Genomic DNA, 7,331 nt, shown 5'->3' with positions numbered 1-7,331 from the left:
GCGGCGCTCGGCGGCCCGCCGCCGAGCGGACCGCCCGTCGGTGGGCCCCCGCCCGAGGAGCCGCCCGGACCGCCCGCGGGCGCGCCGATGCCGCCGCCCTCGGGGCCGCCGGTCGGCCGCTCCTTCGAGCCCGGCCCGCCCCCGGCCGCCGGCCCTCCGGGGTCCGAGCGCCCCGACGGGGTGGAGCTGGGGTCGGGAGCCTGGCCGTCATCGTCCCTGTCGCCCGGCGGCCCTGCCGGTCCGGCCGGTGCCCCCGAGCCGCCGCGGGCCGAGCCTCCGCGCCCCGAGCCCGCACCGGAGCCGGAGGCGCCGGTCTGGAAGGTCGAGTCCGGCGCCTGGCCGTCGGCCTCCGTCGGCGGCGCGGGCGCCGACCCGGTGCCCCCGGCGGCGCCGGAGTCCTCCGCGGGCGGCGACGGCGGCTCGCCCATGCCCGCGGCCTTCACCAGCGGCGGGTGGCCGGGCGCCGCCCCCGGGCCGGACGGTGACGGGGAAGGGCCGTCCGGCGCTCAGGGGGGCGACCCGCTGTGGGGTCCGGCGAGGACCGGCCCGCAGCCGCGGGTTCCGGGGGGTCCGGGGCCGTCGGATCCGCTCGGGTCCGCCGGTCCGTCGGCCTTCGGCGCCGACACCGGCGCGGCGGGCGGCGGCTCGTGGAGCCCCGGTTCGGACGGTTTCGGGGAAGGGCCGTCCGGCGCTCAGGGGGGCGACCCGCAGTGGTCCCCGGCGACCACGGGCCCACAGCCCCTGGCGCCGGACGCGTCCACCGCGCCGTCCGCCTTCGGCGGAGACACCGACTCCGGTGACGGGGGCGGCCGGGGCCTCGGCGGTCCCGACCCGCTGTCCCCTGACCCGCTGTCCCCCGAGCGGCCCGCTCCGGGCGCCCCGTGGGGCGCGTCCGCGGCCGAGCCCGGCGCGCCCGGCGCCGGTGCACCGGGCCACGGGGGCTCGGGGATCGGCGGCGACCTGGGCACCGGCAGCGGCAACACCTGGGCGTTCAGCCGCGACGACTACAACCTCCCCTCGGAGGTGCGCGATGCGGCGATCCGGGACGAGGAGCGCCGCCGGGGCGAGCGCGAATCCGCTCAGGAGCCCTACATCCCGCAGGACCCCTACGCGCAGGACTCCTACGCGCAGGCCCCCTTCGGCACGGGCCCGCAGGCGCCGGGGGCCGGGGAGGCCTCCCCGGCGGGCGGGTACGACGACTACGACCCGCTCGGCCCCGGCGGCCCCTGGAGCGACCGGAGCGCGCCGGGGTCGCAGGCGTCGCAGGTGCCGCCCGGTCTCCCGTCGGACGTCCGCGGCGGCCCGGACCCGCTGGCACCCGGCGGCCCCTGGGGCGACCGGGGCGCCCCCGACGGGCGGTCGCCCATGGGCCACGACCCGTCGGACCCGCTCGGCTCGATCGCCGCCCAGCAGCGCTCGGCCCGGGAGGGCGAGGGGGCGCCCGCCCCCGACCCCGAGGCGTACGGCGAGGCCCCCGCACAGTGGGAGGCCCCGCAGCAGTGGGGGGCGGCGCCTCCGGCCGGGGACGGCGAGTACGGCTCCGGACCCGCCCACGCGCCCGGAGCTTGGGGGGCGGAGGCCCGCGGCCCCTCCTACGAGGGGACGCAGGCGATGCCGGCCGTCGGCCGGGACGACCCGCTGGGCCCGCCCGAGGGGTTCGGGGGACCGGAGCGGTTCGACGGTCCCGACGCCTTCGGCGGCCCCGACCGGCCCGCGCCCGGCCGTCCGGGTCCGGACGGCCCCGAGCCCGGCCCGTGGAGCGGCGAGCAGCAGTGGGGCGACCAGTGGGGGCGGCAGCAGGCCCAGACGCCCGGCGGCTGGGACCCGGAGGGGCCGGCCACCCAGCAGTGGAGCGCCGCCCCGGACCAGGGCTACGCCGACCAGGGGTACGCGGACCAGTACGGGGACCGGTACGACGACGGCTACGCGGACGACTACGACGGTGCTCCCCAGGGCGGGGACGCCGCGGGTCGGCGCGGCCGCCGGGACCGGCTCGCCGAGGAGTTCCCCGGTTTCGGGGACCGGCCGCCCGGCGGCAACGCCGGGGACGACTACCCGGGCTACGACAGCATCGACGACGTGTGGGCCGAGCCGGACACCGGCGCCGCCGCCGCGATGTGGCTCGGCGTCGTCGGCCTGATCCCCGCCATCGGCCTGTTCACGTCGGTGGCCGCGGTCATCGTCGGCCCCCGCGCCGTGCGCCGGATCCGCTCCTCGCACGGCGAGTTCGAGGGGGAGGGCCAGGCGCGCACCGGGACGGTCCTCGGCTGGGTCGGCCTGGGGCTGTTCCTGGTGGAGGCGGTCGCGGCGGCGGCCTACTTCCTGTTCCTCTGAATCCCCGGGGCCCGGGTCCGGACACGGTCCGGCCCGGGCCCCTCCGTGTCCGGCCCCCGCCCCGGCCCCGTATCCGGGCCGCGGCGCGGCCGTTCGCGCCGGGTCCGGACACGCAGCGTCCGTACGGCCTCCGAAACGGGACGCCACGCACGGTGATCTGCGTCGCACCGGCGCGCTGTGGCGCGGAACGCGCCCCCGCGGCCCGATAATGCGCGCGAGCACTGCTCGGGGGTCGTTACACTGGGAAGCGACCTACGGCTGATATGAGGTCCGAGGAACAGCGGTACCCAAGGGGCCGAACCCGTTTTGACCGGGCACAACCCCTTCGGTACCCTTGCACTTCGTGCCCGTGAGCCAACGGGTCACAGCGCGTGCGCTCGTCGCGCCGCCCTCCGGGGCCGGTCGCGAGTCCGGCGCCGCGTGACACCTCCTCCCATGACATTCGACCGCCAGGTCGGGCGTATTCGGTGTCGGCCGTCCGCGGGACAGAGCCCGACACGCCCGGATGCGGGGGTCGGGGGGAACGGGAAATCCAGCAGGTCGATAGCGACAAGGCTACGAGAACCGGCGTAGGTCACGAGGAAGACGGAGACGCGGTGCCCACCATCCAGCAGCTGGTCCGCAAGGGCCGACAGGACAAGGTCGCAAAGAACAAGACCCCGGCGCTGAAGGGGAGTCCGCAGCGTCGTGGTGTGTGCACGCGTGTTTACACCACTACGCCCAAGAAGCCGAACTCCGCGCTGCGCAAGGTCGCCCGTGTGAAGCTGAGCAGCGGGATCGAGGTCACGGCCTACATCCCCGGCATCGGCCACAACCTGCAGGAGCACTCCATCGTGCTCGTGCGCGGCGGCCGTGTGAAGGACCTGCCGGGTGTCCGCTACCGGATCGTCCGCGGTTCGCTCGACACGCAGGGCGTCCGTAACCGCAAGCAGGCGCGCAGCCGTTACGGCGCTAAGAAGGAGAAGTAAGCATGCCGCGCAAGGGCCCGGCGCCGAAGCGCCAGCTGATCACCGACCCGGTCTACGGATCGCCGCTCGTCACCGCACTGATCAACAAGGTGCTGCTGGACGGCAAGCGCTCCCTCGCCCAGAACATCGTCTACGGAGCGCTGGAGGGCGCGCGGGAGAAGACCGGTCAGGACCCCCTGGTCGTCCTCAAGCGCGGGCTCGACAACGTCAAGCCCTCCCTGGAGGTCCGCAGCCGCCGCGTGGGCGGCGCGACCTACCAGGTCCCGGTCGAGGTCCGCGCCTCCCGGAGCACCACTCTCGCCCTGCGCTGGCTGGTCTCCTACTCGCGCCAGCGCCGCGAGAAGACCATGACCGAGCGCCTGATGAACGAGCTGGTGGACGCGAGCAACGGGCTCGGCGCCAGCGTCAAGCGGCGCGAGGACACGCACAAGATGGCGGAGTCCAACAAGGCCTTCGCTCACTACCGCTGGTAACCCCCGCGGGCTACTCGATACCTGAGACCGAGAGAGACGAGCCACATGGCTACCACCGCTCTTGACCTTGCCAAGGTCCGCAACATCGGGATCATGGCTCATATCGACGCGGGCAAGACCACGACGACTGAGCGGATCCTCTTCTACACCGGTGTGACCCACAAGGTGGGCGAGGTCCACGACGGCGCCGCCACGATGGACTGGATGAAGGAGGAGCAGCAGAGGGGCATCACGATCACCTCTGCCGCCACCACCACCCACTGGAACGACTACACCATCAACATCATCGACACGCCCGGCCACGTGGACTTCACGTCCGAGGTCGAGCGGTCGCTGCGTGTTCTGGACGGCGCGGTCGCGGTCTTCGACGCCAAGGAGGGCGTGGAGCCGCAGTCGGAGCAGGTCTGGCGCCAGGCCGACCGGTACGAGGTGCCGCGCATCTGCTTCGTCAACAAGATGGACAAGATCGGCGCCGAGTTCCAGCGCTGCGTGGACATGATCCGCGAGCGCCTGAACGCCACCCCGATGGCGATCCAGCTGCCGATCGGCGCGGAGTCGGACTTCAAGGGCGTCATCGACCTGGTCCGCATGAAGGCCTACGTGTGGAACGCGGAGGCCAAGCTCGGCGAGGCCTACGACACGGTCGAGATCCCCGACGAGTACGCCGACGCCGCCCGCGAGGCGCGCGACACCATGATCGAGACGCTGGCCGAGGCCGACGACGAGATCATGGAGCTCTACCTGGAGGGCACCGAGCCCACCATCGAGCAGATCGTGCCCGCCATCCGCCGCGCCACCATCGCCGGCACCGCGATCCCGGTCACCTGCGGTTCCGCGTTCAAGAACAAGGGCGTGCAGCCCCTGCTCGACGCGGTGGTCGCCTACCTCCCCGCGCCGGCCGACATCAGCGGCGTCCAGGGCCACGACCCCAAGGACGAGTCCGAGGACCGGTCGCTCGAGCGCAAGCCCAGCCAGGAGGAGCCCTTCTCCGCGCTGGTCTTCAAGATCATGAGCGACCCGCACCTGGGCAAGCTGACCTACATCCGGGTCTACTCGGGCGTCCTGGAGGCCGGGACCCAGGTCCTGAACAGCCTCAAGGGCCGCAAGGAGCGCATCGGCAAGATCTACCGGATGCACTCCAACAAGCGCGAGGAGATCCAGAGCGTCGGCGCCGGCGACATCGTCGCCGTCATGGGCCTCAAGGACACCACCACCGGTGAGACCCTGTGCGACCCGGGCAACCCGATCGTGCTGGAGTCCATGACCTTCCCGGTCCCGGTCATCGAGGTGGCCATCGAGCCCAAGACCAAGAGCGACCAGGAGAAGCTCTCCCTGGCGATCCAGCGGCTCTCCGAGGAGGACCCGACCTTCCAGGTCAAGACCGACGAGGAGACCGGCCAGACCATCGTGTCGGGCATGGGCGAGCTCCAGCTCGAGGTCCAGGTCAACCGCCTTCGGGACGAGTTCAAGGTCGAGGCCAACATCGGGCGTCCGCAGGTGGCCTACCGCGAGACCGTCCGCAAGAAGGTCGAGAAGGTCGAGTACACCCACAAGAAGCAGACGGGCGGCTCGGGCCAGTTCGGCCGCGTCATCATCGACCTGGAGCCGCTCGCGGCCGACGGCGAGGGTGACAGCGGCGGTTACGAGTTCGTCAACAACATCACCGGCGGCCGCATCCCGCGGGAGTACATCCCCTCGGTCGACGCGGGCTGCCAGGAGGCCGCCGAGTTCGGCGTCCTGGCCGGGTACCCGATCGTCGGGGTCAAGGTGACCCTGCGGGACGGGCAGTACCACGACGTGGACTCCTCCGAGCTCGCCTTCAAGGTGGCCGGGTCCATGGCGTTCAAGGACGCCGCCCGCAAGGCGAAGCCGGTCATCCTCGAGCCCGTCATGGCGGTCGAGGTCACGACGCCCGAGGAGTACATGGGCGACGTGGTCGGCGACCTGAACAGCCGCCGCGGGCAGATCCAGTCGATGGAGGAGCGCGGCGGGAGCCGGGTCGTCAAGGCCCAGGTGCCCCTGTCGGAGATGTTCGGCTACGTGGGCGACCTGCGCAGCCGGACGCAGGGCCGGGCCAACTTCACCATGGTCTTCGACTCCTACGCCGAGGTCCCCTCGAGCGTGCAGGAAGAGATCGTGGCCAAGGCCCGCGGTGAATGACCGCGAACACGTAACCAGTCAGCCAGCAACCCTGTACGTCTAGGAGAGATCCAGTGGCGAAGGCAAAGTTCGACCGGAGCAAGCCGCACGTCAACATCGGCACCATCGGGCACATCGACCACGGCAAGACCACGCTGACGGCGGCCATCACCAAGGTCCTGCACGACGCGTTCCCGGAGATGAACCCGTTCACGCCGTTCGCGGACATCGACAACGCTCCCGAGGAGCGCGAGCGCGGCATCACCATCTCCGTCGCCCACGTCGAGTACCAGACCGAGGCGCGCCACTACGCCCACGTGGACTGCCCCGGCCACGCCGACTACGTGAAGAACATGATCACGGGTGCGGCGCAGATGGACGGCGCCATCCTGGTGGTCGCCGCCACCGACGGCCCGATGCCGCAGACCAAGGAGCACGTGCTCCTGGCCCGCCAGGTCGGCGTCCCCTACATCGTCGTCGCCCTGAACAAGGCCGACATGGTGGACGACGAGGAGATCTTCGAGCTCGTCGAGATGGAGATCCGCGAGCTCCTCAGCGAGTACGAGTTCCCCGGCGACGACGTCCCGGTCGTCAAGGTCTCCGCGCTCAAGGCGCTGGAGGGCGACGCCGACGCCGCCCAGGGCGTCCTGGAGCTCATGAAGGCCGTGGACGAGAAGATCCCCGAGCCCGAGCGCGACACCGACAAGCCGTTCCTGATGCCGATCGAGGACGTCTTCTCGATCACCGGCCGCGGGACCGTGGTCACCGGCCGCATCGAGCGCGGTGTCATCAACGTCAACGAGACGGTCGACATCGTCGGCATCAAGGAAGACAAGCAGACCACCACGGTCACCGGCGTCGAGATGTTCCGCAAGCTGCTCGACCAGGGCCAGGCCGGCGACAACGTCGGTCTGCTGCTGCGCGGCACCAAGCGCGAGGACGTGGAGCGCGGCCAGGTCGTCATCAAGCCAGGCACCACCACCCCGCACACCGAGTTCGAGGGCCAGGTCGTCATCCTGTCCAAGGACGAGGGCGGCCGCCACACCCCGTTCTTCAACAACTACCGGCCCCAGTTCTACTTCCGGACCACCGACGTCACCGGCGTCGTGACCCTTCCGGAGGGCACCGAGATGGTCATGCCCGGCGACAGCACCGGCATGACGGTCCAGCTGATCCAGCCGGTCGCGATGGAGGAGGGCCTGAAGTTCGCCATCCGCGAGGGTGGCCGGACCGTGGGCGCCGGTCGCGTCACCAAGATCCTCAAGTAGGACGACCGTATGCGGCGGTCGGGCCGCCGAAGGCCGCCCGGCCGCCGCACCATGAACGACGTCATCGGGCTCTGTAGCGGTGATGCACCTCAGGGGACAGCCCTGCAGCGGTTTCTCAGGTGAATAGAGCCAATCAACGACAGGGCGCC

The 7,331-nt window shown here is 72.0% G+C and carries 5 protein-coding genes; all 5 read left to right on the top strand.

Annotation, left to right across the window (positions count from 1 at the left end):
* The coding region (locus O4U47_RS27085; RefSeq protein ID WP_270680806.1) for a DUF4190 domain-containing protein at positions 1-2,334 on the top strand (2,334 nt) is incomplete at its 5' end.
* A gap of 596 nt (positions 2,335-2,930) precedes the next feature.
* Positions 2,931-3,302 carry a 30S ribosomal protein S12 gene (gene rpsL / locus O4U47_RS27080; protein WP_017538026.1) on the top strand — a complete coding sequence of 124 codons (372 nt, stop codon included), beginning with the start codon at positions 2,931-2,933 and terminating at the stop codon, positions 3,300-3,302.
* Positions 3,303-3,304: 2 nt separating this feature from the next.
* On the top strand, positions 3,305-3,775 hold the full coding sequence (gene rpsG, locus O4U47_RS27075) for a 30S ribosomal protein S7 (RefSeq protein WP_270680805.1): 471 nt from the start codon (positions 3,305-3,307) through the stop codon (positions 3,773-3,775).
* Between the two features lie 45 nt (positions 3,776-3,820).
* The gene (fusA, locus tag O4U47_RS27070; protein WP_270680804.1) at positions 3,821-5,935 is read left to right on the top strand and encodes an elongation factor G; all 2,115 of its coding nucleotides are present in this window, start codon (positions 3,821-3,823) and stop codon (positions 5,933-5,935) included.
* Positions 5,936-5,988: 53 nt separating this feature from the next.
* A complete protein-coding gene (gene tuf / locus O4U47_RS27065) occupies positions 5,989-7,182 on the top strand; it encodes an elongation factor Tu (RefSeq protein WP_270680803.1) in 1,194 nt (397 codons plus the stop codon).
* The last annotated feature ends 149 nt before the right edge of the window (positions 7,183-7,331 follow it).

Source organism: Nocardiopsis suaedae (assembly GCF_027706745.1).
GTDB lineage: Bacteria > Actinomycetota > Actinomycetes > Streptosporangiales > Streptosporangiaceae > Nocardiopsis_A > Nocardiopsis_A suaedae.
Note: the sequence above shows the minus strand (reverse complement) of the source record. Positions and strands in the feature narration are given on the sequence as shown.